General features: G+C 59.9%; 22 protein-coding genes and 1 pseudogene. 16 read left to right on the forward strand and 7 right to left on the reverse strand.

The genetic code is table 11. The features are described 5' to 3' along the window. Positions 1-35 precede the first annotated feature (35 nt). A complete protein-coding gene (def, locus tag AC07OG_RS02270) occupies positions 36-542 on the reverse strand; it encodes a peptide deformylase (RefSeq protein WP_060540297.1) in 507 nt (168 codons plus the stop codon). A 259-nt stretch (positions 543-801) separates the two neighbouring features. Here def and AC07OG_RS02275 point away from each other — a divergent pair. From AC07OG_RS02275 to tsaC, 3 genes and pseudogenes are all read left to right on the forward strand, one after another. Beyond that, positions 802-1,548, forward strand: a pseudogene (locus tag AC07OG_RS02275) (LysM peptidoglycan-binding domain-containing protein); the annotation flags it as partial. An 80-nt stretch (positions 1,549-1,628) separates the two neighbouring features. After that, positions 1,629-2,735: a DNA-processing protein DprA gene (dprA, locus tag AC07OG_RS02280; RefSeq protein ID WP_060540299.1), complete on the forward strand. Its 1,107-nt coding sequence runs from the start codon at positions 1,629-1,631 to the stop codon at positions 2,733-2,735. Positions 2,736-2,789: 54 nt separating this feature from the next. After that, complete coding sequence (tsaC, locus tag AC07OG_RS02285; RefSeq protein ID WP_060540300.1) at positions 2,790-3,347, forward strand: L-threonylcarbamoyladenylate synthase type 1 TsaC; 558 nt, start codon at positions 2,790-2,792, stop codon at positions 3,345-3,347. 96 nt (positions 3,348-3,443) lie between these two features. On the opposite strand, the gene AC07OG_RS02290 is transcribed toward tsaC, so the two are convergent. Next, on the reverse strand, positions 3,444-4,421 hold the full coding sequence (locus AC07OG_RS02290; protein ID WP_060540301.1) for an NADPH:quinone reductase: 978 nt from the start codon (positions 4,419-4,421) through the stop codon (positions 3,444-3,446). A 177-nt stretch (positions 4,422-4,598) separates the two neighbouring features. On the opposite strand from AC07OG_RS02290, the gene hemF reads away from it, so the two are divergent. Together hemF and aroE are read left to right on the forward strand one after the other, a co-directional pair. Beyond that, positions 4,599-5,513: an oxygen-dependent coproporphyrinogen oxidase gene (gene hemF, locus AC07OG_RS02295; protein WP_495066115.1), complete on the forward strand. Its 915-nt coding sequence runs from the start codon at positions 4,599-4,601 to the stop codon at positions 5,511-5,513. A gap of 13 nt (positions 5,514-5,526) precedes the next feature. After that, positions 5,527-6,348 carry a shikimate dehydrogenase gene (aroE, locus tag AC07OG_RS02300; RefSeq protein WP_060540303.1) on the forward strand — a complete coding sequence of 274 codons (822 nt, stop codon included), beginning with the start codon at positions 5,527-5,529 and terminating at the stop codon, positions 6,346-6,348. A 187-nt stretch (positions 6,349-6,535) separates the two neighbouring features. Here aroE and AC07OG_RS02305 read toward each other — a convergent pair whose 3' ends face one another. The 3 genes from AC07OG_RS02305 to betC all read right to left on the reverse strand — a co-directional run bounded on the left by AC07OG_RS02305 (position 6,536) and on the right by betC (position 10,949). After that, entirely contained in the window at positions 6,536-8,104 is a 1,569-nt protein-coding gene (locus tag AC07OG_RS02305; protein WP_495066116.1) for a SulP family inorganic anion transporter, read from the reverse strand. 384 nt (positions 8,105-8,488) lie between these two features. Then, complete coding sequence (choX, locus tag AC07OG_RS02310) at positions 8,489-9,418, reverse strand: choline ABC transporter substrate-binding protein (RefSeq protein ID WP_495066117.1); 930 nt, start codon at positions 9,416-9,418, stop codon at positions 8,489-8,491. Positions 9,419-9,434: 16 nt separating this feature from the next. After that, complete coding sequence (betC, locus tag AC07OG_RS02315; RefSeq protein WP_495066118.1) at positions 9,435-10,949, reverse strand: choline-sulfatase; 1,515 nt, start codon at positions 10,947-10,949, stop codon at positions 9,435-9,437. Positions 10,950-11,063: 114 nt separating this feature from the next. Between betC and AC07OG_RS02320 the strand changes: the two genes are divergently transcribed. Further along, on the forward strand, positions 11,064-12,014 hold the full coding sequence (locus AC07OG_RS02320; RefSeq protein ID WP_495066119.1) for a choline sulfate utilization transcriptional regulator: 951 nt from the start codon (positions 11,064-11,066) through the stop codon (positions 12,012-12,014). 7 nt (positions 12,015-12,021) lie between these two features. Here AC07OG_RS02320 and AC07OG_RS02325 read toward each other — a convergent pair whose 3' ends face one another. After that, complete coding sequence (locus tag AC07OG_RS02325) at positions 12,022-12,687, reverse strand: NAD(P)H-binding protein (RefSeq protein ID WP_060540309.1); 666 nt, start codon at positions 12,685-12,687, stop codon at positions 12,022-12,024. A gap of 84 nt (positions 12,688-12,771) precedes the next feature. Here AC07OG_RS02325 and AC07OG_RS02330 point away from each other — a divergent pair, with 84 nt between their 5' ends. Then, positions 12,772-13,098 (forward strand): DOPA 4,5-dioxygenase family protein, encoded by a 327-nt coding sequence (locus AC07OG_RS02330; protein ID WP_060540311.1) that lies wholly within the window; start codon positions 12,772-12,774, stop codon positions 13,096-13,098. Here the strand turns inward: AC07OG_RS02330 and AC07OG_RS02335 are convergent, their stop codons facing one another. Continuing rightward, the gene (locus tag AC07OG_RS02335; RefSeq protein ID WP_060540313.1) at positions 13,099-13,500 is read right to left on the reverse strand and encodes a GFA family protein; all 402 of its coding nucleotides are present in this window, start codon (positions 13,498-13,500) and stop codon (positions 13,099-13,101) included. A gap of 300 nt (positions 13,501-13,800) precedes the next feature. On the opposite strand from AC07OG_RS02335, the gene AC07OG_RS02340 reads away from it, so the two are divergent. From AC07OG_RS02340 to AC07OG_RS02380, 9 genes are all read left to right on the forward strand, one after another. After that, positions 13,801-15,108, forward strand: a complete 1,308-nt coding sequence (locus AC07OG_RS02340) for a CitMHS family transporter (protein WP_060540315.1) — start codon at positions 13,801-13,803, stop codon at positions 15,106-15,108. A gap of 85 nt (positions 15,109-15,193) precedes the next feature. Then, on the forward strand, positions 15,194-15,961 hold the full coding sequence (locus tag AC07OG_RS02345; protein ID WP_495066120.1) for a TerC family protein: 768 nt from the start codon (positions 15,194-15,196) through the stop codon (positions 15,959-15,961). A gap of 388 nt (positions 15,962-16,349) precedes the next feature. Further along, positions 16,350-18,008, forward strand: a complete 1,659-nt coding sequence (locus AC07OG_RS02350; protein ID WP_495066121.1) for a Na/Pi cotransporter family protein — start codon at positions 16,350-16,352, stop codon at positions 18,006-18,008. A gap of 113 nt (positions 18,009-18,121) precedes the next feature. Further along, positions 18,122-19,498, forward strand: a complete 1,377-nt coding sequence (locus AC07OG_RS02355; RefSeq protein ID WP_495066122.1) for a M16 family metallopeptidase — start codon at positions 18,122-18,124, stop codon at positions 19,496-19,498. A gap of 232 nt (positions 19,499-19,730) precedes the next feature. Then, entirely contained in the window at positions 19,731-20,759 is a 1,029-nt protein-coding gene (locus AC07OG_RS02360; RefSeq protein ID WP_060540323.1) for a DUF5924 family protein, read from the forward strand. Positions 20,760-20,813: 54 nt separating this feature from the next. After that, positions 20,814-21,962 carry an ABC transporter permease gene (locus AC07OG_RS02365; protein WP_495066123.1) on the forward strand — a complete coding sequence of 383 codons (1,149 nt, stop codon included), beginning with the start codon at positions 20,814-20,816 and terminating at the stop codon, positions 21,960-21,962. Further along, positions 21,959-22,762, forward strand: coding sequence for an ABC transporter ATP-binding protein (locus AC07OG_RS02370; protein ID WP_060540328.1), 804 nt, complete (start codon positions 21,959-21,961; stop codon positions 22,760-22,762). Before AC07OG_RS02365 ends, AC07OG_RS02370 begins: the two co-directional genes overlap by 4 nt. Position 22,763: 1 nt before the next feature. Beyond that, complete coding sequence (locus AC07OG_RS02375; protein ID WP_495066124.1) at positions 22,764-23,702, forward strand: MlaD family protein; 939 nt, start codon at positions 22,764-22,766, stop codon at positions 23,700-23,702. Next, entirely contained in the window at positions 23,699-24,325 is a 627-nt protein-coding gene (locus tag AC07OG_RS02380; protein ID WP_495066125.1) for an ABC-type transport auxiliary lipoprotein family protein, read from the forward strand. The genes AC07OG_RS02375 and AC07OG_RS02380 overlap by 4 nt, the downstream gene beginning before the upstream one ends. Positions 24,326-24,383: the final 58 nt, after the last annotated feature.

A 24,383-nucleotide genomic window follows, 5' to 3' on the forward strand; every position in this document is an offset into this window, starting at 1 on the left:
AAAGGCTTGCCGCAGCAAGCCTTTGAAGGAGGGCATCAAGCGTTTTGGCGATGCTGTTTTTCCAGCTTCTTCTTGATGCGGTCGCGTTTGAGCGTTGACAGGTAATCGACGAACAATTTGCCGTTGAGGTGGTCGCATTCATGCTGGATGCACACTGCGAGCAGGCCATCGGCGATCAGCTCGTAAGGCTTGCCGTCACGGTCCAGAGCCTTGACCTTGACCCTTTGCGGGCGATCGACGTTTTCATAGAAGCCCGGTACCGAAAGGCAGCCTTCCTGGTATTGCTCCATTTCGTCAGTCAGGGGTTCGAACTCGGGGTTGATGAACACTCGCGGTTCGGTGCGGTCTTCGGAGAGGTCCATCACGACGATACGTTTGTGCACGTTGACCTGGGTAGCGGCGAGGCCGATGCCTGGCGCTTCATACATTGTTTCAAACATATCGTCGACCAACTGACGCACTTCGTCGTCCACTACGGCCACAGGTTTGGCGATAGTGCGCAGGCGCGAGTCGGGGAATTCGAGGATGTCTAAAATGGCCATAAGCTTGATTGATGCACGTGTGAAGTAGGTCGGGTCGATGGCCTGGCGGTCCGAAGATGCAGGCTACCTATGTAAAACGTAGCTCCCTTCTTTCCATTAGCAAGCCGGGAGCGAGCCACCGAGGGCTCTGGCGTTTCACGCGAACGCACATAATAAAGGGATTCACCGCATGAGGAAATCACTACTCGCCCTGCTGCTTCTGGTCCCGGCCGGTTTGGCGTTCGGGCAGGTGCAAATCGGGGGAAGTTCTCCTGCGCCCCAAGGCACCATCAAGCTGTCGCCACAGGTGCGCAGCAGCCCGATGACCGAGGCCATTCCCGGTATTGCGCTGAAATCGATCAACAGTTTTTTACTGAACAACCATATCGTCGACAAGGCCGAGGATTTCGACAAGGCACCTTATATCGTTGCCGGCGATGCCGAGCGTGTGCTGGCCGGCACCGGTGACCGGGTTTTCGCCCGGGGCCAATTCGATCCGGCCAATCATCGATATGACGTCTTTCGCCAGGGCAAGGTCTACACCGATCCGCAGAGCAAGGAATTTTTGGGGATCAACGCCGATGACATTGGCGGCGGCGAAGTGGTGGCCACTGAAGGCGAAGTCGCCACGCTGCTGTTGCAACGCACGACACAGGAAGTGCGCCTGGGCGACCGTTTGTTTCGCAGCGAAGAGCGCTCGATCAACTCGACGTTCATACCCAGCGCGCCCGGTACCGAGGTCAATGGCCTGATCATCGACGTGCCGCGGGGTGTTACGCAGGTTGGTGCGCTGGACGTGGTCACGCTGAACAAGGGGCAACGTGACGGTCTGGTTGCCGGGAATGTGTTGGCGGTAATGAAAACCGGTGAAACCGTACGCGACCGGATCAGCGGCCAACCCCTGAAAATTCCTGATGAACGTGCGGGACTGCTGATGGTTTTTCGCACCTACGACAAGCTCAGCTACGGGCTGGTACTGAACGCATCACGGTCGCTGGCAGTGATGGACAAGGTGCGAAATCCTTAGCGGGCTTCACAAGTTACCAACAGAGTTATCCACAGCTTGTTCCGCTCTGACTGAGCCCTCATAACGATCAAGGATGATCCATGCCGCCGTCTGCTGCCATACCCGTTTCGCCTGCGGAACTTGAAGCTCGTTTGCGCTTGCATCGTTTGCCGGAGCTAGGTCCGGCACGTTTCAGGAAATTGCTCGAGGCCTTCGGCTCTGCGTCCAAAGCCATCAGCGCACCGGCCAGTGCCTGGCGAGCGCTGGGGTTGCCACTGGCCTGTGCGCAGGCCAGACGCACAGCTGAAGTACGTGACGGTGCCAACTACGCATTGGCCTGGCTGGAGCGTCCGAACCAGCATTTACTGATGTGGGACCAACCTGATTACCCGGCGTTGCTCGCTCAAATCAGCGATGCACCGCCGTTATTGTTCGTTGCGGGCAATCCGGAAATTCTGGAAAAACCGCAACTGGCGATGGTCGGCAGCCGTCGGGCCTCTCGACCCGGCATGGACACCGCTGCTGCGTTTTCCCGCAGTCTGGCCGGTGCCGGTTTTGTCATTACCAGCGGTCTGGCCCTGGGCATTGATGCTGCCGCCCACCAGGCCGCTCTGGATGTTGGCGGGCAAACGGTCGGGGTACTTGGTACCGGTCTTGAAAAGTTTTATCCACAGCGCAATCGAAGGTTGGCGGACGCCATGATCGCGTCCGGCAGCGCGGTAGTTTCGGAGTTTCCGCTGGATGCAGCTCCCAGCGCCGCAAACTTTCCCCGACGCAACCGGATCATCAGCGGCATGTCCCTCGGCGTGCTGGTGGTCGAGGCCAGTGTTGCCAGCGGATCGTTGATCACCGCGAGGCTGGCGGCGGAGCAAGGCCGCGAGGTATTCGCGATTCCCGGATCGATCCATCATCCCGGAGCGCGCGGTTGTCATCAATTGATCCGCGATGGCGCAGCCCTGGTGGAAACCATCGAACATATCCTTGAAGCCTTGCGCGGCTGGCAACAACTGCCCTTCCCCACGGAATCGAGCGTGGTAGCGACCACTCATCCACTTTTGCAGTTGCTGCTTGCCGCACCGCACACCAGTGAAGCGTTGGCCGGAGCGAGCGGCTGGACCCTGCCCAAAGTGCTGGTGGCATTGACTGAGCTGGAAATGGACGGCCGTGCGGTGTGTGAAAGTGGACGCTGGTTTGCACGGGTGAGCTAGGTTTTATAAACAAGATCGGTAAACTGCACAGAGCCTTATTCTGGAGAGTTTTTCATGGTCAACAGTTGGCGTGTGCAACAAGCCGCGCAAGCAATTCGTGCCGGAGCGGTGATTGCCTACCCAACCGAAGCAGTCTGGGGGCTGGGTTGCGACCCGTGGGACGAAGAAGCAGTGGATCGTCTGCTGCTGATCAAGGGCCGGTCTGTGGATAAAGGGCTGATTCTGGTTGCCGACAACATCCGCCAGTTCGACTTCCTGTTCGAGGATTTCCCCGAATTGTGGATGGACCGCATGGCCAGTACCTGGCCCGGTCCCAATACCTGGCTGGTGCCGCATCAGAATATGCTGCCGGAATGGATTACCGGGGTGCACGAAACGGTGGCGTTGCGAGTCAGTGATCACCCGCAAGTGCGGGAGTTGTGTGCGCTGGTTGGGCCGCTGGTGTCAACGTCGGCCAACCCACAGGGCCGTCCGGCAGCACGCACGCGGATTCGCGTGGAGCAGTATTTCCGTGGCCAGGTTGATCTGGTACTCGGCGGCAATCTGGGCGGGCGCAAGAATCCCAGCGTGATCCGCGATCTGGCGACAGGGCAGGTTGTGCGCCCGGATTGATGTGGCGAGGGGGCTTGCCCCCGTTGGACTACGGAGCAGGCCCCAGTTGAGGGCGGGTGCTGCGCACCCGAACGGGGGCGAGCCCCTCGCCACAGGTTAAGGCAACAACACCACCGAACCAGTAGTACGCCGCGCGGACAACTCGGTCTGCGCCTTTGCCGCATCAGCCAGTGGATAACGCTGGCTGATGTCCACGTGCAGCTTGCCGCTGATAATCATCTCGAACAGTTCGTCGGCCATCCGCTGCAGGTTCTCGGCGTTGTTGGCATAGGTCGCCAGGGTCGGCCGTGTCACGTACAGCGAACCCTTCCCCGCCAGAATTCCCAGGTTGACCCCGTCTACCGCCCCGGATGCATTACCGAAGCTCACCACCAGACCACGCGGCGCAACGCTGTCCAGGGAGGTCAGCCAGGTGTCTTTGCCGACGCCGTCGTAAACTACCGGGACCTTTTGGCCGTCAGTCAACTCCAGCACGCGTTGTGCGACGTTTTCATGGCTGTAGTCGATGGTTGCCCAGGCGCCATTGGCTTTCGCCAGTGCGGCTTTCTCCGCCGAGCTCACCGTGCCGATCAGCTTCACACCCAGGGCCTTGGCCCATTGGCACGCCAGCGAACCGACGCCACCGGCCGCGGCGTGGAACAGAATGGTTTCGCCACCCTTGAGTTCATAGGTCTGACGCAGCAGGTACTGCACGGTCAGGCCCTTGAGCATCACGCCAGCCGCCTGTTCGAAGCTGATGGCGTCCGGCAGGTGCACCAGATTGGCTTCGGGCAACACGTGAACCTCGCTGTACGCGCCCAGCGGGCCACTGCCATAGGCCACGCGATCACCGACCTTGAAACGGCTCACTTCACTGCCCACCGCCTCGACCACCCCCGCCCCTTCGGAACCAACGCCCGATGGCAGGGACGGCGGCGGATAGAGGCCGCTGCGGTAATAGGTATCAATGAAGTTCAGGCCGATGGCCTTGTTGCTCACGCGGACCTGCTGCGGGCCGGGTTCGGCGGGCTGGTAATCGACATATTCGAGCACTTCGGGGCCGCCATGGGCGCGGAACTGAATACGCTTTGCCATCTCACTCTCCTTGGGACTCAGCTACTTGAGTTGTAGCGCGAAGCGCCCTATCGAACTCCCAAGCTTGATCTTCGTCAACTGTGGCAGGTCCATCTGCGGTGTTATGCTACGCGCCCATTTGCGCAGGCTGAGCTCCAATGGAGCAGCGCGTAGTTTTGCCCGATACAAGGTGATGACATGACGACCCGCACCGAGGCCGTAAAAGCCTACCTGCTCGACCTGCAAGACCGTATCTGTGCTGCCCTGGAAGCCGAAGACGGCGGTACGCGCTTCGTTGAAGACGCCTGGACCCGGCCTGCCGGTGGTGGCGGGCGTACCCGGGTGATCGAAAACGGCACGGTGATTGAAAAGGGCGGCGTCAACTTTTCCCATGTGTTCGGCAGCGGTCTGCCACCGTCCGCCAGCGCGCACCGACCGGAACTGGCCGGCCGGGGCTTCGAAGCGCTGGGCGTGTCGCTGGTGATCCATCCGCATAACCCGCATGTGCCGACTTCCCACGCCAACGTACGCTTTTTCATCGCCGAAAAAGAAGGCGAGGAACCGGTCTGGTGGTTCGGCGGCGGCTTCGACCTCACCCCCTACTACGGTAACGTCGATGACTGCGTGCACTGGCACCGCATCGCCGAGCAAGCCTGCGCACCGTTCGGACCGGAGGTTTACCCGCGCTACAAGGCCTGGTGCGACAGCTATTTCCACATCAAGCACCGTCACGAGCCACGAGGCATCGGCGGGTTGTTTTTCGACGACTTGAACGAGTGGGATTTCGACACCAGCTTCGCCTTCATGCGCGCCATTGGCGATGCCTACATCGACGCGTATCTGCCAATCGTGCAGCGCCGCAAGGACGATGCCTTTACTGCCGAGCAACGCGAGTTCCAGGAATTCCGTCGTGGGCGCTACGTTGAATTCAACCTGGTCTACGACCGTGGCACGCTGTTCGGCCTGCAATCGGGCGGGCGCACCGAGTCGATCCTGATGTCCCTGCCGCCGCAGGTGCGCTGGGGTTACGACTGGAAAGCCGAGCCCGGCAGCGAAGAAGCGCGCCTGACCGAGTACTTCCTGCAAGATCGCGATTGGTTGGCCGAGGCCTGAACGAGGATTCCTGATGGACCGTTACGTCGTATTCGGCAACCCGATTGGCCATAGCAAGTCGCCGCTGATCCATCGTCTGTTCGCTGAGCAGACGGCACAGAAGCTGGACTACAGCACTTTGCTGGCGCCCCTGGACGACTTTTCCACCTGTGCCCGGACGTTTTTCCTGGAAGGTCGCGGCGCGAATGTGACGGTGCCGTTCAAAGAGGAAGCCTATCGGCTGGCGAACAACCTGACGGCGCGGGCGCAGCGAGCCGGTGCGGTTAATACGTTGAGCAAGCTGGCGGATGGCAGCCTGCTGGGCGACAACACCGACGGTGCCGGACTGGTGCGGGACCTGACGGTCAACGCCGGTTTCAGCCTCAAGGGTAAACGCATCCTGCTGCTGGGTGCCGGTGGTGCGGTGCGTGGTGCGCTGGAGCCCTTGTTGGCCGAGCAACCGGCATCCTTGATCATCGCCAACCGTACCGTGGAAAAAGCCGAGCTGTTGGCCGAATTGTTCTGCGATCTGGGGCCCGTATCGGCCAGTGGGTATGACTGGTTGCAGGAGTCGGTGGACCTGATCATCAATGCGACGTCGGCGAGCCTCTCAGGTGATGTTCCGCCGATTGCCAGCAGCCTCATTGAACCGGGCAAGACGGTTTGCTACGACATGATGTATGGCAAGGAGCCGACCTCGTTCTGCCGCTGGGCCAGCGAACACGGCGCGGCGGTGGCGATGGATGGCTTGGGCATGCTCGCTGAACAGGCGGCGGAAGCGTTTTTCCTGTGGCGCGGTGTGCGGCCGGATACGGCTCCAGTGCTGGCCGAACTTCGCCGCCAACTGGCGCTGTAGTATTTTTTGTGGCGAGGGAGCTTGCTGAGGCGAGGAGGCTTGCTGTGGCGAGGGGGCTTGCTGTGGCGAGGGGGCTTGCCCCCGTTGGACGGCGAAGCCGTCCCCCAAAAAATCCACGACCGCTTCGCGGCCGAACGGGGGCAAGCCCCCTCGCCACAGTTTATGCGTTCGTCATGGCCGTGGTGTTTCAATCCTCAAACCGGATCGGGCATTTCTCCGCGCCTTCCAGCTTTCTCAACTCTTCCACCACCTGTGGCCGTGCCTGGCGCAAGGTCAGGCTGCGATCCTGGCGCAGCAGTCGCCGGGCTTCCTGGTGCAGCATTTCAACGCCGGAATAGTCGATGAAGTTGATCTGCTGTGCTTCGATCACCACGCGTACGCCGTGCATCCGTTGCAGGCGCGTTTGCAGGTAGTGGCTGGCGCCGAAGAAGATTGAGCCGCCGACCCGCAGAATGTCTTCCTCACCGTCCCGCCAATGCTGGACCCGCGGGCGCGAAGTACGTTTGAGATAGAAAAACAACGACGCCAGCACTCCGGCGTAGATGGCAGTCTGCAGTTCCAGAAGTAACGTGGCGAGGCAGGTCAGCGCCATGACTGCGAACTCGGAGTGGCTGACTCGCCACAATGCGCGAACGCCGCGATGGTCTATCAACCCCCAGGCGATCAGGAGAATGCTGCCGGCCATGGCCGGGATCGGAATGTGTGCAATCAGCCCCGCAGCGAAAATGGCGAATAACGCCACCCACATTGCCGAAAAAACCCCCGCCAGAGGCGAACAGGCGCCGGCCTCATAGCTAAGACCCGAGCGGGTGAAGGAGCCGGCGGACAGTGAACCGGAAAAAAACGCACCGACCATGTTGGATAGACCCTGAGCGCGGACTTCCTGATTGGCGTCGAGCATCTGCTGGGAGCGCGCGGAAATCGAGCGGGCAATCGACAGGCTGGTGACCAGCCCGAGCATACCCACCGCCACCGCACTGGGCAGCAGCCGCAGAATAAGGTCCAGATCCAGCGGTAGTGCGCTGAAAGGCGGCAACCGGCCGACAAATGCACTGACCAACTGTACGTGACCAAACATCGCTGGCCACAACCACACCAACAGGCCGCCCAGTACCAGGGTCATGAGCAGCGTCGGCCAGCGTGGCAACAGCTGTTTGAGCAGCATACCGACCAGTACGGTGGCCAGGCCCAGCACCAGCGAAGGTTTATCCACAGCCTCCAGATGCTGGAGCAAACTCATCAGGCTGGCCAACGCCGTCGCTTCGCCCGGCAGATCCAGCCCCAGCAGATTCGGCAGTTGGCCGATGGCGATCACCACTGCTGCGCCGAGGGTAAAACCGAGCACCACCGAATGCGAGACGAAGTTCACCAGCGCGCCAAAGCGCAATAGGCCCAAAAGCCATTGGAAAATTCCCGCGAGAAAGGTCAGCAACAGAATCAGGGTGACGTAGTCCTGTGAGGCAGGGACGGCCAGTGGACTGACACTGGCATACAGGACAATGGAGATGGCCGCCGTGGGACCGCAGATCAAATGCCACGACGAACCCCAGAGGCAGGCAATCAGCACCGGGATGATTGCCGCGTACAGGCCATATTCAGGTGGCAGGCCGGCAATCAGTGCGTAGGCAATGGATTGCGGCAACGCCAGAATCGCACCACTGAGGCCGACAATCAGGTCACGTCCGACACTTGCCCGGGTTTGCTTGGGCAACCAGGCGAGGAAGGGGAACAGTGAATGGCGACTGGGAAGGGCCATGGATCCTCTCGGGTGGGATTTTGTGCAAGGGTATCAGGGTGAGGTTTTGAAGTGGTGTGCCAGTTCGAACGCCCCCTCACCCTAACCCTCTCCCCAAAGGGGCGAGGGGACTGACCGGGTTGCCTATGTAGCTACATCGACCTGAAATACCGAGTTGAACTCAGGACTGAGGCCCGTGAAGATTGGCGTCCATACCCTCTCCCGGCAGGGATGAGGGGACTGACGGAGTTCCATGGAGTTACATCACCCGGGAATCTCACGTGGAACTCAGGATTTGAAGGACACGAAGATCGGCTCCCTTTCCCCCTCGCCCCCCCGAGGGGGGAGAGGGCTGGGGTGAGGGGGGAAATCTCAAGCCCGCCACTTTCCTCAAAATTCACCCGATCAAAGCTTCGCCTTCACCGCCGGCAACGCATCCTTGCCATCCACGGTCTTCACGCCATCGAGCCATTTATCCAGCACCGCCGGGTTTGCCTTGATCCACGCCCTGGCCGCATCGGCGTTGCTGACTTTCTTGTTCGCCACCTCGGCCATGATGCTGTTCTCCATCTCCTGGGTGAAGCTCAGGTTCGTAAGCAGTTTGCCGACGTTCGGACAGGCCTGTGCATAACCTTTGCGAGTCAGGGTATGCACGCTGCCGGTGTCGCCGAAGTACTTCTCGCCGCCCTTGAGGTAATGCATTTTCAGCTGCACGTTCATCGGGTGCGGCGTCCAGCCGAGGAAAGTCACGAATTTCTGTTTCTTCACTGCACGAGACACTTCCGCCAGCATCGCCAGCATCGCCTGCTCGCTGGACTCGACCAGTTTCCACTGGCCCATGTCGAAATCGTTTTTCTTGATGATCTCTTGCAGGGAGATATTCGCCGGTGCTCCGGAGCCTATGCCGTAGATCTTGTGGTCGAACTTGTCCGCGAATTTGTTCAGGTCGGCAAAATCATGCACACCCGCATCCCACACATAGTCGGGGACGGCGAGGGTGAACTCGGTGCCGTCGAGGTTTTTAGCCAATTGCGTGACATCGCCGGTGGCGACGAACTTGTCGTAGAAGCCTTGCTGCGCCGGCATCCAGTTACCCAGAAAAACATCGACCTGGCCATCCTTGAGCCCGCCAAAGGTAATCGGCACCGCGAGGGTATCGACCTTGGCCTTGTAGCCCATGCCATCGAGCAGGAAACCGGTGATGGCGTTGGTCGCAGCGATGTCGCTCCAGCCAGGGTCGGCCATCCTTACCGTTTCGCAACTCTGATCTGCAAACGCCGATGCACTTCCCAGTGCCATGAGCCCGACCGTCAGTACTGTGGATAACCTTTGCATGGACTTCCCCTTAACATTATTGGTTTTGGCAGGGTTGTGGATAACGTGCTTTGCGTTCCAGATCATCAAGGTCGATGTGGTTGCGCATGTACTGCTGACTGGCATCCACCAGCGGCTGGTGATCCCAGCTCTTCAGCTTGCCGAGAGTCAGGGCCTGGGCGACGAAACGCCGGCGCCGCTGACTGGCGAGCACCTGTTGGTGAATCGCCGGGATGTCCCACTTGGCTCGCGCTTCGGCTATAAAATCGTCGAACAGCTGGCGATGTTGCGGCGAATGGCTGAGATCTTCCAGTTCGCAGGGGTCATTGTGTACATCGAACAGCAGACAAGGGTCGTCTTCGCTGTAAATGAATTTATAAGCGCTGCGGCGAATCATCATCAGCGGGCCGACGGTACCTTCGGCCATGTATTCGCCGAACACCTCGTCGTGACCGCCCAGCCCTTGCAGGTGCGCAACCAGCGAGCGGCCATCCAGCGGCAACCCCGGTTCCAGCGAGCCACCGGCCAATTCAACGAAGGTCGGCAGCAGGTCGGCGGTGGAGACGCTGGCGCTGACCCGCCTGGCACCAAAATGCCCCGGGGCGCTGATCAGCAGCGGCACCCGCGCCGCCATTTCATACCAATGCATTTTGTACCAGAGGCCACGCTCGCCCAGCATGTCGCCATGATCGCCGGAGAAAACGATGATGGTGTCATCGATGAGCCCCGTATCCTCGAGTGTTTGCAGGAGTTTGCCGACGTTGCTGTCAATATAGCTGCAGGCTCCAAAGTAGGCGCGACGCGCGTCACGGATCTTATCCACAGGCAGCGGCTTGTCCCACAGGTCATAGACCTTGAGCAAGCGTTGGGAGTGCGGATCGAGTTCATGCTGACCCGGCGTTGCAGGTAGCGGGATGTCGGTATCGTCATACAGATTCCAGAATTGCTTGGGAATCGTGTACGGGTCGTGTGGGTGAGTCATCGAAACGGTCAGGCAAAACGGCTGGTCGCCATCCTCACGGATGTGGTCGAACAGATACTGCTGGGCCTTGAACACCACCTCTTCGTCGAAGTCCAGTTGATTGGTACGCACGCACGGCCCGGCCTGCAGCACGGACGACATGTTGTGATACCAGGTCGGCCGCACATACGGCTCGTCCCAGTTCACAGCCCAGCCGTAGTCGGCCGGGTAAATATCGCTGGTCAGGCGTTCTTCGTAGCCGTGCAACTGGTCCGGGCCACAGAAGTGCATCTTGCCCGAGAGTGCGGTGCGGTAGCCGAGGCGACGCAGATAGTGGGCGTAAGTCGGCACATCGGCAGGGAAATCCGCAGCGTTGTCGTAGGCGCCGATCTTGCTCGGCAACTGACCACTGACCAGGGTAAAGCGCGACGGCGCGCACAGGGGACTGTTGCAATAAGCCGAGTCGAACACCACGCCTTGTGCGGCGAGGCGGCTGAGATGGGGCATTTTGATTGGCGAAGGACCGTAGAACGGCAACATTGGCGCGGCCATTTGATCGGCCATGATGAAAAGAATGTTCTTGCGCTTCATGTGATCGCAGCATTCCATAGTGGATAATTATGCGAGAGTGCTTGGGTCGAGGATGTAACCCATGAACTCTGCGGTAAAGCCCACGTGCGGTAATGACTAGGATAAGCACAGCTTATGTATGAGTCTCTTGGTGACCTGTCTCTGGATTTACTCCGCACCTTCGAAACGGCAGCCCGTCAGCGCAGCTTCACCGCCGCTGCCGTGGAGCTTGGCACCACACAACCGGCCATCAGCCAGCAAATCAAGCGTTTAGAAGAGCAACTGGCGGTTCGACTGTTCGATCGCATTTATCGAGGCATCGAGCTGACAGAGGCGGGAACGCTGCTTTTTCAGCAAGTTCAGCTCGGATTGCAGAATATCGACGCAGGATTGGGCGCAATCAGTGCGCAACAGCAGCATGAGGTGCTGCAAGTCGCCACGGATTTTGCCTTCGCCGCTTATTGGCTGATGCCGCGTCTGCACAGGTTTCACGCGGCCAATCCGCAGGTGGATGTCAGCCTCGTCACCAGTGAGCGCAGCCACAACATGCTGCGCACCGATATCGACGTGGCGGTGCTGTTCGGTGACGGGCGATTCAAACAAGGTGAAAGCCATTGGCTGTTCAGCGAAGAAGTGTTCCCGGTGTGCAGCCCGCAGTTGCTCAACGACCGCCCACTGCCTTTACCGGCCAAGGCTCTCCTGGAGTTTCCGCTACTGCACCTGCGCGGCGAAAACAGTAGCAACTGGTTCGACTGGAGCGGTGTATTCCGTGAATTGGGGATTACATCACCTCCGGCGCCGGGTCAGGTGCGCTTCGACAATTACACTTTACTGATTCAGGCGGCGATTGGCGGTCAGGGCGTAGCCATCGGCTGGCGCCACCTTGTGGATAACTTGCTGGCGCAGGGTTTGTTGTGTCGACCGATCGCCGAAACAGTGATGTCCCGGCTCGGTTATTACGTGGTACTGCCCCAACGCAAACGACGCGGGGTGTTGATTGAGCAATTTGTCGACTGGTTGATGGCCGAGCAGTCCAGCAGCGCGCAATCATTGTCTGGCTTGGCGTTGCCTTCGATTGCGGTGTGAAGATCTTTTACGGGTTTGAAGCAGCAACGAAATTCACATGTTCACCCACATGCAAATTCAGCCGCATCTCATCGGCAATACCGGTTGCCACTCGGGTCAATCGTTCCAGGCTCTCACCCAGCCCGGGTTCCAGACTACTGCTGACCTGGCTGAAATGCTCGATGGTGAGCCCCGCCACCGCCCTTGGTGCATTCACCATCGTCCAGTGCAAGGGGCAGCTTTGCAGCGCTTCGCGGATTTCTTCAGCGGCATGCAGTTGAAGGCGGTCCGCGATGTCCGGTTCGTCCAGGACGTCGAAATCACCCACGAGAAACAAGCGGCTTATGCCTGCCCCTTGCAGACCTTCTATCAGCGCATCCACCGCCAGCACCTGTTCGACCGGGCCCGGCACGATGGTTTTTTCCACGTGATCACTATTGAATGGCAGCCCTGGTGCGTCCAGTAGACAGATGACCGTCGAGCTCCCCGCCACACTTTGTTTGACCCGCTCGGCTTCGAACAGGTCGCCGCTCTTGGTGCGCAACCCCGGGCGCGGTGCGAGCGCCGTAAGGTCATCCAGTATCGCGATCACTTCATGCTGACGCCGCAGCATTTCAGCCATCAGCGCACTGCCCAGGCTACTCATGGCACCATAAAGCACCACTTTCACGACGGGGGTTTCGGCATTTTTCATGGCTGGATTCTCTGTATTCCTGTCTATATGGCGTGTGACCCGCAGGAAACGGTGAGGGTTCGAACAGCTTTCAGAGGGATTCAAATGCAGCAGATCAAGGGTTATCACGCCCACGTCTATTTCGATGCCACAACCATTGATCAGGCGCGGGCCCTGTGTGAGCACGCAGCACAGTTATTTCCACTGAAAATGGGTCGCGTGCATGAGCGCCCGGTCGGCCCGCACCCGGACTGGAGCTGCCAGCTGGCCTTCGGACCTGAATTGATCGGCGACCTGCTGCCGTGGCTGGCGCTCAATCGCAAGGGCTTGGTGGTATTCCTGCACCCGGACACGGGCAACGATTTATTGGACCACACCGACCATGCGATCTGGATGGGCGCAATCCGTCCGCTGGATCTGTCTAATTTTTGATCAGATGCTTTCTTCGGCCTCGCCGGGCAGCTGTTCGTCCAGGTGCAGCCACGGTAAACGGCTGCTGGTCCAGATGTGACGCTCGGCGGGTGCCTGTTCGGGATGATCGAGGGTGGCAGTGGTCACATCGATGGTTTGCGGGCTCAGGTGCGTCACCAGCGCCAGGTGTGCACCACAGTGGCCGCAGAAATATCGTGCGCAGGTTGATGAGGAGTCATACCGCGCCGGCGTTCCGGCCAGCCATCGAAACGCTGACGCGGGCACTGTGATCCAGGTGGTCACAATGCCACCGCTGACCTTTCGGCAAATCGAGCAGTGGCAGTGGGCAATATCGTGAAGCGGCCCGCTGAATTGGTAACGCAATTGCCCGCAGTGGCAGCCGCCGTTGTGAAATTCACTCATGACATTTCCTCTGTGTCCCGTCCGACGACCGGTTGCACAACCGCTCAATGCTTTCATTCTCGAAAGCTGGCTGAAAGCTTCCCCGATTAGGATCGCCGTCACTACCGGCAAAAGACCGGTTGGCCAATGCGAGTGTTCAAGTGCTCGCCAGGTCCATTTAACAACAACAATGGTGATTCTGATGTCCTCTCCTACCCGCCGCTTCGCTGTCACTCCGCCCGTACGCCTCGTGCTTCCCGTTCTGCGCTGATCCCGCCCGATCCGCCCATTCACTAGCCGCGCTATGCCTGGAGTATTCCCATGCTGACTTTCCTTGGCTTCGCCATGGTCATCACGTTCATGTTCCTGATCATGACCAAGCGCCTGTCCGCGCTGATCGCCCTGATCATCATTCCGATCGTCTTCGCCCTGTTCGGCGGTTTTGCGCCGAAGATCGGCCCGATGATGCTCGAAGGCATCACCAAGCTTGCGCCGACCGGCGTGATGCTGATGTTTGCCATTTTGTACTTCGCCCTGATGATCGACTCCGGCCTGTTCGACCCGGCCGTGCGCAAGATCCTCAAACTGGTCAAGGGCGACCCGTTGAAGGTTTCAGTCGGCACTGCCGTCCTGGCGCTGGTCGTTTCCCTCGATGGTGACGGCGCGACCACCTACATGATCTGCGTGGCCGCCATGCTGCCGCTCTACAGCCGTATCGGCATGAGTCCGCGGATCATGGCCGGCTTGATCATCCTTGCCGGTGGCGTGATGAACATGACCCCATGGGGTGGTCCGACCGCCCGTGCGGCCAGTGCGCTTCACGTCGACCCGTCCGACATCTTTGTGCCGATGATCCCGGCGATGGCGGCCGGTGTGGTGGCGATCCTGTTGATTGCCTACTTCTACGGCAAGCGTGAGCGTGCGCGTCTGGGTGAGTTGCACCTGGTGGGCGATGAAATCGACCACAGTGAAATCAGCGTTTCGCAGTTCCCGGATGCCCGTCGTCCCAAGCTGATCTGGTTCAACGGTGCCCTGACCCTGGGCCTGATGTGCACCCTGATTGCCGGTCTGCTGCCGTTGCCTGTGCTGTTCATGGTGGCGTTCAGTATTGCGATGATCGTCAACTACCCTTGTCTGCAAATGCAGAAGGATCGCGTCGCGGCCCACGCCGGCAGCGTGCTGGCGGTGGTCGGTTTGATCTTCGCGGCAGGTATTTTCACCGGTATCCTGTCGGGCACCGGGATGGTCGATGCCATGTCAAAAAGCCTGCTGGCGGTGATTCCGGACTTCCTCGGCCCGTATCTGGCGGTGATTACTGCGCTGGTGAGCATGCCGTTCACGTTTTTCATGTCGAACGATGCATTTTATTACGGCGTGTTACCGGTACTTGCCGAAGCCGCTAGTCATTACGGTATAACCGCGGTGGAAATGGCACGTGCCTCGATCGTAGGTCAGCCCGTCCACTTGTTGAGCCCGCTGGTGCCATCGACTTACTTGTTGGTAGCCCTGGCCGGTATCGACTTCGGTGATCATCAGCGTTTCACGCTGAAGTGGGCTGTATTGGTTTGTATCTGCATACTGGTTGCTGCACTGGTGCTGGGGACTTTTCCGATGTTCAGCACTCTATAAGCCCAAGACTCACCACTTCGGGTCCAGGCTTCGTTGTTTGAAGCCCGGGCCCTTCGTGGTTTAACGCATCCTCAAAGGAATACACATGGAATGGCTGACCAACCCTGAAATCTGGGTTGCCTTCTTTACCCTGACCGCTCTGGAAATCGTCCTGGGCATCGATAACATCATCATGATTTCGATCCTGGTCAGCCGCATGCCCAAGCACATGCAGGCGCGCACCCGGATTTTCGGTCTGGCACTGGCCATGATCACGCGAATCCTGTTGCTGCTGTCGATCACCTGGGTCATGCGTCTCACCACCGATCTGTTCGAAGTGTTCGGCCAAGGCATTTCCGGGCGCGATCTGATCCTGTTCTTCGGTGGTCTGTTCCTGCTGTGGAAGAGCTCGCAAGAGATGTACCACGCGCTGGAAGGTGAAGACGAAACCAATGAGGAGCCCAAGGGCGCAGGCGGCAGTTTCATCTACACCATCATCCAGATCGCGATCATCGACATTGTGTTCTCGCTGGACTCGGTAATTACCGCTGTCGGCATGGTCTCCCACGTACCGGTCATGGTTGCGGCGATCATCGTTGCCGTGCTGGTGATGATGCTGGCCTCGGGCAAAATCAGCGAATTCATCGACAAGCACCCGTCGCTGAAGATGCTGGCGCTGTCGTTCCTGTTGATCGTCGGTACCGTGCTGATTGCCGAATCCCTGGACGTGCACGTACCAAAAGGCTACGTCTACTTCGCCATGGCCTTCTCGCTGGCGGTGGAAGCGATCAATATCAAGATGCGCACTGCTATTGCGAAGAAGCGCAAGCAGCAGGATCCGGTGAAGCTGCGCAAGGACATTCCGGGCCAGTAACCCGGATGTAGTGACAACGCAAAAACCTGTGGGAGCAAGCCTTTGTGGTGAGGGGGCTTGTTGTGGCGAGGGGGCTTGCCCCCGTTCGGCTGCGTAGCAGTCGCAAAACCATTGCATGCGGCGTACTTGGTACACCGCGATAGCAGGTTTTGGGGCCGCTGCGCGACCCGACGGGGGCAAGCCCCCTCGCCACAAAAGCCCGCTCCCACATTGTTTTTGTGGGATTGTCTGAACTTGTGTTCATGACAGTTTTGTTTCAATCACTTCTTTAGCTATGCGATGCTGGCGCTCAGACCGTTAGCCAACTACAGCTTAAGTATCAGAACGTAGAACGTCGCGCGGCACCGTCAACTTGCTCCTTTGGAGCGCTGCACCACAGGGGGTCTGTATGCTCACCCTGCTCAATTTGCTCTCCGCCGTGGCCCTGCTGATCTGGGGCACGCACATCGTCCGTACCGGCATCCTGCGGGTCTACGGCTCCAATCTGCGCCATGTCATCGGCCGGAACATGTCCAAGCGCGGGCTGGCTTTCGTCGCCGGGATCGTCGTGACGGCCATGGTCCAGAGCAGCAACGCCACCGCCATGCTCGTCACGTCCTTTGTCGGCCAGGGCCTGATGGCGCTGACCCCGGCGCTGTCGACCATGCTCGGTGCCGATGTCGGTACGGCGCTGATGGCGCGAGTGCTGACCCTCGATTTGTCGTGGTTGTCGCCGCTGCTGATCTTTATCGGGGTGATCTTCTTCCTGTCGCGCAAGCAGACACGGGTCGGGCAGATGGGCCGCGTCGCTATCGGACTGGGGCTGATCATTCTGGCGTTGCAATTGATTGTCGAGGCGGCGGCGCCAATCACCCACGCCCAAGGGGTCAAGGTGATATTCGCCTCGCTGACCGGCGACATTCTCCTGGACGCCTTGATTGGCGCGCTGTTCGCGATGATTTCCTACTCCAGCCTGGCGGCTGTGCTGCTCACGGCAACCCTGGCCGGCGCCAATGTGATCAGCCTGCCGGTGGCCATCGGCCTGGTCATCGGCGCCAATATCGGCAGCGGCATTCTTGCGTTCCTCAGCACCAGTATGCAGAACGCCGCCGGACGGCAGGTGGCGTTGGGCAGCCTGTTGTACAAACTGATCGGCCTGATGCTGATGATTCCGGTGCTCGACCCGTTGGTGCATTGGCTGGACAGCCTGGATTTCAGCCCGCAGGAGATGGTCATCAGCTTTCACCTGCTCTACAACACCACGCGTTGCCTGATCTTGCTGCCCAGCGTCGGGCCTATGGCGCGGTTTTGTGCCTGGGTACTGCCCGAACGCCTGCAAGCCAACGGTACAGCCAAACCCCGGCATCTGGACCCCACAGCATTGGCCACCCCCGGCCTGGCGCTGGCCAACGCAGCCCGGGAAACCCTGCGCATAGGCGATCTGATCGACAGCATGCTTGAAGCCATGCTCGACGTATTGCGCGGCCAACATACCGCGGTGACTCAGGAAATGCGCCGCCTGACCGATGATGTGGAAGCCCTGTACAGCGCGATCAAGCTGTATCTGGCGCAGATGCCCCGCGAGGATCTTAGCGATCAGGACAGCCGGCGCTGGGCGGAAATCATCGAGTTGGCGATCAACCTGAAACTTGCCAGCGACCTCATCGAACGCATGCTGCGCAAGGTGCAGCAGCAGAAAACCTCACAGCGTCGGTCATTTTCCGACGTGGGGCTGGATGAACTGGCCGGGCTTCACAGTCAGTTGATTTCCAACCTGCGCCTGGGGATGTCGGTGTTTCTCAGTGCCGACCCGGAAAGCGCCCGGCAACTGGTGCGTGAGAAACGTCGTTTTCGTGCACAGGAACGCCGCCTGGCCCATGCACATGTCAGCCGGCTACAACGTAAGATCGTGCAGAGTATCGAAACCAGTTCGTTGCACCTGGAGCTGATCGCCGACATGAAACGTTTGAACTCGCTGTTTTGCAGCAGTGCCTATGTGGTGCTGGAAACATCCGACACAGGTGCTCTGGTGGTCGACGATTTGGCTGACACCACACATTCACCTTGAACGTATGGCATGGTGATCAGTCAGTAGTATTGATTCAGTCTTGAGGCCGCTTTCGCGGGCAAGTCGGCATGACTGACGACACGGATCTCCAATTAGCCGCCTGGAAGCTTTTTATGCGTTGTCTGCTACTCGCCTGCCTGTTGCTTGGCTCATTCCCCACGCTTGCCCTGGATCGTTTCCAGGTCGAGGGTTATACGCTGCGCAATGGTTTGCAGTTGCTGCTCAAGCCTGGCACCGAGCGCGGGCATGTGGCGATTCGCCTGGTGATCGGGGTTGGCCTGGATGATTTCAGCTGCGAAGAAAAAGAACTGCCGCATCTGCTCGAACACTTGCTGTTCAGCGGTATCGACGCCAGTGGCGAAGGCGGCCTCGAGGAGCGCATGCAGGCCTTGGGGGGTGAGTGGAATGCGTTCACCAGCAACGCCGATACCACGTTCGTCATCGAGGCCCCGGCGAAAAACCAGCGCAAGGTGCTCGACCTGCTGCTGGCGCTGCTGACCCAGACCCGGTTCGACGACAATGCCATCAACGCTGCCAAGCAAGTGGTCGAGCGCGAAGATGGCGGGCATTACTCACATCTGCAACGCTGGCTGGATCGTCAGGACCTGGGCCACGCCGCCAGCAGTCAACTGGCGGTGGAGTTAGGCCTCAAATGCCCCGAGCGGGCGCAAGTCGACAGTCTGACCCGCGAACAACTGGAGCGCGTGCGCAACGGCTGGTATGCGCCGAACAACATGACCCTGATCGTGGTCGGTGACCTGGACAAGTTGCTGCCGGCCTATCTGGAGCGGGCGTATGGCGCGCTTGAAGCGATCAACCCCAGCGAACATCCACCGCTGCCGCAAATCCAGGCCAGCGCCGCCCATGAGCGCAGCCTGATCCGCGGTTTTGTCGGCGACGGGGCCAAGCTGCACTGGCTGGTGCCGGAGCCGGTGCTGGAGGACCAGCACGATCAAACCTTCGACCTGCTCAAGGACTATCTGGACTGGGCGTTGTATCGCCAGCTGCGACTGGCCCACAGTTTGTCCTATGGCCCGTGGGCGGAGCGCGAGGTGTTCGGCGGTGTAGGTTTCATGAGCCTCAATGCCGACCTCGAGCGCGGCGATGTTGCCGAAGCTGAGCAGGTGCTGGAAGAGTTGAAGGCCGGGTTGCTCAAGGACGGCCTCAATGCCGACACCTTCAACCGCCTCAAACAGGCTGCCATCGCCCGCCAGGCCTGGGCCGTGCAAGGTAACAGTGCACTGGCCGATTACTACTGGAGCGCCATTGGCGATTACGAGGATGGCCGTTTCGTCAATCCGGCCCGGGAGCTGCAAGCGGTGTCTCTGGAAGAGGCGAACAAAGCCATGCGCGAGTTGCTTTTGCAGCCTGGTTATCTGCGGATCGAAAAGCCATTGGTGAGTGACGACCAATTGGTGTGGGGGATTGCCGGGATCATGGGGTTGATCGTGCTTGGGTTGTTGGGGTGGCGCATCAGCCGCAGAAATTAACCACGCGCTGTGGCACAGGCTTTTGTGGCGAGGGGGCTTGTCGGACCGCCGCACCGCCCCGTTGGGTCGCGAAGCGGCCCCAAATTAACAATCACGGTCAATTCAGATAATCGCTCTACGACTGCTTGGCAGCCGAACGGCGGTGCGACGTTCCGACGAGCCCCCTCGCCACACCGCCGTCCCAGCGGTACCCTGTCGAGGATTTTTCCTACTACTACTGTGAAAAGCCCGAATGCCGAACCTGACCCTTTTCGTTCAGCGCATCCTTGAATTGATCAAGCGCTATCCCGGGGTCATCGCGGCTGGTGGTTTTATCTCCGGGGTGGGCAGTTTCATCCTGGTTGATCGTCAGCAAGGCCTGGCGAGCTGGATCACCACCATCATGCTGATCAGCTGGATCTGGCTGATGCTGGAAAACAGTCTGACCAAGCTGTTCGCGCGCATTTTCAAGCGCGAGATTCCGCAACCTTTGTTGCGTTACGCGACGCAGATGATTCACCAGGAAAGCCTTTTCTTCGTCCTGCCGTTCTTTTTCATCACCACGACCTGGAACAGCGGCCAGTTGTTTTTCACCGGGCTACTGAGCATCGCGGCGCTGATATCCATCGTCGATCCGCTCTACTACAAATGGCTGGCGCCACGGCGCTGGGCGTTTCTGGCGTTGCATACCCTGACGCTGTTCGCGGCCCTGCTCACGGCACTGCCGGTGATCATGCACCTGACCACTTCGCAGAGCTTCAAGTGGGCGCTGGGCATTGCGGTGCTGCTGTCGTTCCCGAGCCTGGCATCGATCTTCCCGATCCGCACCCTGCGCAACGCGCTGGCAATCCTGAGCATCACCCTGGGAATCGGCGCGGTCGGCTGGGAACTGCGCTCATGGGTACCGCCCGCGACACTGTGGATGACCGATGTGGCCATCAGCACGCAAATGCAGGACCGCACTCCGGGTGCCAGCCTCGACGAGGTCAGCACCGAGCAGATTCGCGGTGGCGGCCTCTATGCCTATACGGCGATCAACGCCCCGCGGGGTCTGGACGAGCGGATTTATCACGTCTGGCAGTTCAACGGCAAAGAGGTCGACCGTATCCCACTGGATATCCACGGCGGCCGCAAGGAAGGCTATCGCGCCTGGACCCATAAACAGAATTTCCCCGGCAATCCGGCTGGCAAGTGGCAAGTCCGGGTGCTGACCGAAGACGGACAGCTCATCGGGGTGCTGCGCTTCGTCGTCAGGGACAGCACAGCGGTTCAAGAAAAGTAATCCGGTTCGTGCTATTACGAAGGATTGCGTAACCAGCAGACAAGCACGGAGCTTATGATCAGCAGCGCGATGGCCGGCAATGCCCAATTAGATACTTCGCTGACCCCCGCTCGGTTGCGGGTGACGGGCGACTGGACGCTTGCCCACTACGCCGACCTCAAGCTACTGAGTGAAACGCTCCTCGGTCAGTACGACGCCGACACCGCCATCGACCTCAATGGCCTCGGCGCACTCGACACCGCCGGTGCGTCGTTATTGGTCGAGCTGCTGGGCTCTGAACGTCTCGGCCAGTCCGCCGAGCACCCCGACTGCACCATCAGCGCCGCCGATCGCGCCTTGCTGCAAACGGTCTACCGCTCTTTGACCGATTTCTGTGTGCCGATAAAAGAGCCGGAGGTCAGCGTCAGCATTCAACTGCTGACCCGTATTGGCCGGGCGGTGGACACCGTCTGGCAGGACTCCCTGCAATTGCTGGGCTTTGTCGGGCTGATCCTGGAAACCATCGCCCGTGGCATTTTCCGCCCAAAGCGCTGGCGCATCACGCCAATGGTGGCGCACATCGAACAGACTGGCCTTGATGCCGCCCCCATCGTCGCTCTGCTGACCTTTCTGGTGGGCGCGGTGGTGGCGTTTCTCGGGGCGACGGTGCTGGCCACTTTCGGCGCCAGTGTGTTCACTGTGGATCTGGTCGGGTTTGCCTTCCTGCGTGAATTCGGTGTGTTGCTGACCGCCATCCTGATGGCCGGGCGCACGGCCAGCGCGTTCACCGCGCAAATCGGCTCGATGAAGGCCAATGAAGAAATCGATGCCATTCGCACCCTGGGCCTCGACCCCATGGAGCTGTTGGTAGTGCCACGGGTCCTTGCCCTGTTGATCGCATTGCCGATGCTGACCTTCCTGGCGATGCTGTCGGGGATTATCGGCGGTGCCGTGGTCTGCGCGGTGTCGCTGGATATCTCGCCGGCGATGTTCCTGTCGCTGCTGCAATCGGACATCGGCGTTCAGCATTTTCTGGTGGGCATCGTCAAAGCACCGATTTTCGCTTTCCTGATCGCCGCGATCGGTTGCCTCGAAGGCTTCAAGGTCAGCGGCAGTGCCGAGTCTGTCGGCGCTCATACTACGTCCAGTGTGGTGCAGTCGATTTTTGTAGTGATCGTGCTCGACGCGGTGGCCGCGCTGTTTTTCATGGAGATGGGCTGGTGAGTCGTTTACCCCGGGCGCCCGCCGAGGCGGTGATAGAGGTGCGTGGCCTGTGCAATCGCTTCGGTCGCCAGAGCGTGCACGAGAACCTTGACCTGGATTTGTATAAAGGCGAAATCCTTGCCGTGGTCGGTGGTTCTGGCAGTGGCAAGTCGGTATTGCTGCGCAGCATTATCGGGCTGCGCCAACCGAGCGAAGGCGTGGTGAAGGTTTTCGGCCAAAACCTGCCGACCCTGGCCGAGCACGAGCGCTCACTGATTGAACGGCGCTTCGGCGTGCTGTTCCAGAAAGGTGCGCTGTTCTCGTCGCTGACGGTGACCGAGAATGTCGCCCTACCGCTGATCGAGCACGCCGGCCTGAGCCGCAACGACGCCGAACACCTGGCGGCGGTGAAAATGGCCTTGGCCGGGTTGCCGTTGTCGGCGGCAGACAAATACCCAGCGTCACTGTCCGGTGGCATGATCAAGCGCGCCGCGCTGGCCCGGGCGCTGGCCCTGGACCCGGACATACTGTTTCTCGACGAGCCCACCGCCGGTCTCGATCCGATTGGCGCTGCCGCGTTTGATCAATTGATTCTGACCCTGCGTGACGCCTTGGGCCTGAGTGTTTTTCTGGTGACCCACGACCTCGACACGCTCTACACCATTACCGACCGGGTTGCGGTACTGGCGCAGAAAAAAGTGCTGGTGGCGGACGCGATCGACAAGGTTTCGGAAACCGACGACCCATGGATTCACGAATATTTCCACGGCCCCCGCGGCCGCGCGGCGCTGACAGCCGCCCAACAGCTCAACGAGGTCTGACATGGAAACCCGAGCCCATCATGTGTTGATCGGCCTGTTCACCGTCATTGTGGTGACGGCCGCGCTGTTGTTCGGTCTCTGGCTGGCCAAGTCCAGCGTCGACACCGAGTTCAAGGATTACGAGGTGGTGTTCAACGAGGCGGTCAGTGGTTTGTCCAAGGGCAGTTCCGTGCAGTACAGCGGGATCAAGGTCGGCGATGTGGTGTCGCTACGCCTCGATCCGAAAGACCCGCGCCGGGTGCTGGCGCGGATTCGCCTGGGCGGTGAAACCCCGGTCAAGGAAGACACCGAGGCCAAACTGGCGCTGACCGGTGTCACCGGCACCTCGATCATCCAGCTCAGCGGCGGTACACCCCAGAGCCCGACGCTCAAGGGCAAGGATGGCAATCTACCGACCATCATTGCGGCGCCCTCGCCCATCGCCCGACTGCTCAATGACAGCAACGACCTGATGGCCGGGGTGAACGCGCTGATGCAAAACGCGAACTCGATGTTTTCAACGGCAAACATCGAGCGCATCAGCAAGATCCTGGAGCATCTGGAACAGACCACCGGGACCATTGCCGAGCAGCGTGGCGATATCCGTCAGGCCATGCAGCAGTTGGCCTCGGTCGGCAAGCAGGCCAATAACATGCTGGAGCAGACCACGGCGTTGATGCGCAATGCCAACGGCCTGCTCAACGATCATGGCAAGCAGGCACTGGGCAGTGCCGAGCAGGCGATGAAATCCCTGGAACAGAGCACTGCCACCATCAACACGTTGCTGGTGAGCAATCAGGATTCGCTGAACAACGGTATGCAAGGCCTCAATGGCCTGGCCCCGGCGGTGCGGGAGCTGCGCGAAACCCTGACTTCGTTGCGGGCCATTTCTCAACGCCTGGAGGCCAACCCCAGCGGTTACCTGCTGGGCAGCGACAAGAACAAGGAGTTCACCCCATGAAGCTGATTCGTACTGCCCTGCTCGCCGGCTTCACGCTGATCAGTGCGTGCTCGATCCTGCCCAAGCCAGAACCTTTCGATGTCTATCGCCTGCCTTCGGCCCAAAGCGCTGGGCCTGCCAGCCGTGGCACAGCGCAGCACTGGTCGTTGCGCCTGACCAAACTGCAAACCAGCGAGGCATTGAACAGTCCGAACATTGCGGTGGTTCCCCAGGGCGATGTGATCAGCAGCTACAAAGGTGCGCGCTGGAGCGACCCGGCACCGGTGTTGCTGCGCAATCGGCTGCTGGACGGCTTTCAGCGTGACGGTCGGGTGTCGCTGTTGAGTACCGATGACAGTCTTTTCCAGACCGACCTGGAGCTGGGTGGCACTCTGCAGGCATTCCAGACTGAATACCAAGGCGCCAGTGCGAGCGTTGTCGTGCGCCTGGATGCGTTGCTGGTGCGCAGTTATGACCAGCGCATCCTCGCCAGCCGGCGCTTTGAAGTGCGCCAGCCGTTGAGCGATGTGCAGGTGCCGGCGGTGGTCGCCGGGTTTGGCCGGGCGAATGACCAGTTGACGGTGCAGGTGGTGAATTGGGCGGTTGAGCAGGGGCAGAGGCTAGCGCCGTCGCCACGGCCTTGAGTCCGATCAGATTCCTTGCAGCCAACCAGCGCTCAAAGTGGGAGCGGGCTTGCTCGCG

The organism is Pseudomonas sp. GW821-FHT09H03, assembly GCF_059415945.1.

Bases quoted from the DNA above. Each gene is read 5' to 3' on its own strand.
- AC07OG_RS02325 (WP_060540309.1), bottom strand. From the start codon at position 12,687: ATGAAAAATGCCGAAACCCCCGTCGTGAAAGTGGTGCTTTATGGTGCC.
- AC07OG_RS02335 (WP_060540313.1), bottom strand. From the start codon at position 13,500: ATGAGTGAATTTCACAACGGCGGCTGCCACTGCGGGCAATTGCGTTAC.
- AC07OG_RS02330 (WP_060540311.1), top strand. From the start codon at position 12,772: ATGCAGCAGATCAAGGGTTATCACGCCCACGTCTATTTCGATGCCACA.
- AC07OG_RS02360 (WP_060540323.1), top strand. From the start codon at position 19,731: ATGCCGAACCTGACCCTTTTCGTTCAGCGCATCCTTGAATTGATCAAG.
- betC (WP_495066118.1), bottom strand. From the start codon at position 10,949: ATGAAGCGCAAGAACATTCTTTTCATCATGGCCGATCAAATGGCCGCG.
- choX (WP_495066117.1), bottom strand. From the start codon at position 9,418: ATGCAAAGGTTATCCACAGTACTGACGGTCGGGCTCATGGCACTGGGA.
- def (WP_060540297.1), bottom strand. From the start codon at position 542: ATGGCCATTTTAGACATCCTCGAATTCCCCGACTCGCGCCTGCGCACT.
- aroE (WP_060540303.1), top strand. From the start codon at position 5,527: ATGGACCGTTACGTCGTATTCGGCAACCCGATTGGCCATAGCAAGTCG.
- AC07OG_RS02380 (WP_495066125.1), top strand. From the start codon at position 23,699: ATGAAGCTGATTCGTACTGCCCTGCTCGCCGGCTTCACGCTGATCAGT.
- AC07OG_RS02375 (WP_495066124.1), top strand. From the start codon at position 22,764: ATGGAAACCCGAGCCCATCATGTGTTGATCGGCCTGTTCACCGTCATT.
- AC07OG_RS02305 (WP_495066116.1), bottom strand. From the start codon at position 8,104: ATGGCCCTTCCCAGTCGCCATTCACTGTTCCCCTTCCTCGCCTGGTTG.
- AC07OG_RS02365 (WP_495066123.1), top strand. From the start codon at position 20,814: ATGATCAGCAGCGCGATGGCCGGCAATGCCCAATTAGATACTTCGCTG.
- dprA (WP_060540299.1), top strand. From the start codon at position 1,629: ATGCCGCCGTCTGCTGCCATACCCGTTTCGCCTGCGGAACTTGAAGCT.
- tsaC (WP_060540300.1), top strand. From the start codon at position 2,790: ATGGTCAACAGTTGGCGTGTGCAACAAGCCGCGCAAGCAATTCGTGCC.
- AC07OG_RS02350 (WP_495066121.1), top strand. From the start codon at position 16,350: ATGCTCACCCTGCTCAATTTGCTCTCCGCCGTGGCCCTGCTGATCTGG.
- hemF (WP_495066115.1), top strand. From the start codon at position 4,599: ATGACGACCCGCACCGAGGCCGTAAAAGCCTACCTGCTCGACCTGCAA.
- AC07OG_RS02340 (WP_060540315.1), top strand. From the start codon at position 13,801: ATGCTGACTTTCCTTGGCTTCGCCATGGTCATCACGTTCATGTTCCTG.
- AC07OG_RS02290 (WP_060540301.1), bottom strand. From the start codon at position 4,421: ATGGCAAAGCGTATTCAGTTCCGCGCCCATGGCGGCCCCGAAGTGCTC.
- AC07OG_RS02355 (WP_495066122.1), top strand. From the start codon at position 18,122: ATGCGTTGTCTGCTACTCGCCTGCCTGTTGCTTGGCTCATTCCCCACG.
- AC07OG_RS02320 (WP_495066119.1), top strand. From the start codon at position 11,064: ATGTATGAGTCTCTTGGTGACCTGTCTCTGGATTTACTCCGCACCTTC.
- AC07OG_RS02345 (WP_495066120.1), top strand. From the start codon at position 15,194: ATGGAATGGCTGACCAACCCTGAAATCTGGGTTGCCTTCTTTACCCTG.